This is a genomic window from Allofournierella massiliensis (assembly GCF_964241245.1).
GTDB classification, from domain to species: domain Bacteria; phylum Bacillota; class Clostridia; order Oscillospirales; family Ruminococcaceae; genus Allofournierella; species Allofournierella massiliensis.
In genome coordinates this window covers 1-1,660 of the sequence record NZ_CAXSWZ010000063.1, presented here as the reverse complement: position 1 = coordinate 1,660, position 1,660 = coordinate 1, and the positions used below count along the sequence as shown (strand labels likewise).

Annotated in this window: 1 protein-coding gene; it reads right to left on the bottom strand. The window is 56.7% G+C overall.

Going from position 1 to position 1,660, the window contains the following annotated elements:
• Positions 1 to 130: 130 nt before the first annotated feature.
• On the bottom strand, positions 131 to 1,246 hold the full coding sequence (locus ACESYO_RS16350; protein WP_373210876.1) for an anaerobic sulfatase maturase: 1,116 nt from the start codon (positions 1,244 to 1,246) through the stop codon (positions 131 to 133).
• Between the last annotated feature and the right edge of the window lie 414 nt (positions 1,247 to 1,660).

The window sequence follows — 1,660 nt, the reverse complement described above, 5'->3', positions numbered from 1 at the left end:
ACACTATTATACCGCTTTCTTTTCCTCAATACGAGAAAAAGGCCACCTTTCAGTGACCTTTTTCGACAGGCTGAGCCTGCCTCGGCAAATGCCGAAGCAGGCTTTTTCTGTATCTTTGCTGTCTGTGTGGTTATCTTGCAAACCGCTGTGCGATCTGCTGCATCTCCCGGATGTGCAGGCCGAAAAACTCCCGATGTGCCTCGCAGAAGTAATTGATGGCCACCGGATCGCCGGGCTTTTGTACCCGATCCCGGGGACAGCCGTTGCGGCACAGTGCATACCAGGGGCATTCCCGGCACTGCTGCGGTGCAGGCAGGCTGCGTTCCACAAAGCGCAGCTGACGCCGCTTCTCGTCGCATGCAGCCAGATCATCCTGCATCACATTACCCAGCTTCCACTCATCCAGGCAGTAGAAATCGCAGGGATACACGCTGCCGTCCGCCTCCACCACATACTGGATGGCGCAGGCGCCCCGCATATTGCAGCTCTCGGGCGGGCGGCCCATCAGAATGCCGATCCAGTTATCGAAATGGCGAACCGACACATAGTTTCCGCCGTCCAGATCCGCCTTCCAGCGGCAGAACAGCCGGTGAAGAAACTTGGCGTACTCCTTCGGGGAAAGGGAGTATTCCCGTCCGCCCCGGGCCTCCTCCAGCGGGTCCATACAGGGGATGTACTGCTGGTAGAGTACGCCCTGCTCGGAAAAGAAGTCATAGGTCTGGTTGATGTTGCGGGCCAGCTGCCTGGTCACCACCGCCAGCACATTGCACTCCACCCCGGCGCGGCGCAACATCTGAAGGTTTTCCATCACTGTGGAATGGGTACCGCTTCCATCCGCTGCCGGGCGCAGTGTATCTTGCACCTGAGCAGTACCATCCATGGAAATCCCCACCAGCACCTGATTTCGGGCGAAGAACTCCGCCCACTGGGCATCCAGCGCCAATCCGTTGGTCTGGAATGCATACGAAATCTGCACGCCGCGCCGGTTCTCCTGTCGAACGGTATCCGCAAAGAAGCGGAAGAAATCCAGCCCGGCCAGCGTCGGCTCACCGCCCTGAAACATAAAGGTGCAGCTTCCCTCGGCGTGGGCCAGCGCACGGCGGATTGCAGCCCGGGCAGTCTCCCGGGACATCATGCCCCGCATCCCCTCCTGCCGACAGGCAGCCTCGTCTGCGTAAAAGCAGTATCGGCAGCGCATATTGCATCCCGCAGAGGCGGGCTTGATCATCACATGGATCGGTGGCATGGGAGTTTCTCCTTTTGGAATTTTGTCGAAACTGTTTTCCCGCCCGAATAGCGGTAAAACTCAGATAAATCCATCTTATACTACATACAGCAAATTTACAAGTTTACCCATTTGTTTTCCATGAGAAATATTTTCAGCCTTTGGCATGCTGCTTAGCCTGAAAAGCCGCCCCCCAAAAGGGGGGAAGTGCAACAAAAGAAAAGCGAGCATCAAACCATGCTCCCCTCTTTGTGGTGCACTTCCAGACGAGGGCGTTAAGAAAAATATGCCGGTGGCATATTTTTTAGCCTGAGAGGCCCTGCGAGCTGAGCCGGAGCGCTATCAGCGCGAACGGTGAAGCCGCCCCCGAAGGGGGGAAGTGGAGCAAAAGAAAAGCGAGCATCAAACCATGCTCCCCTCTTTGTGGTGCACTTC

Coding starts and splice junctions, on each gene's coding strand:
- ACESYO_RS16350 (WP_373210876.1), bottom strand. CDS start 1,246: ATGCCACCGATCCATGTGATGATCAAGCCCGCCTCTGCGGGATGCAAT.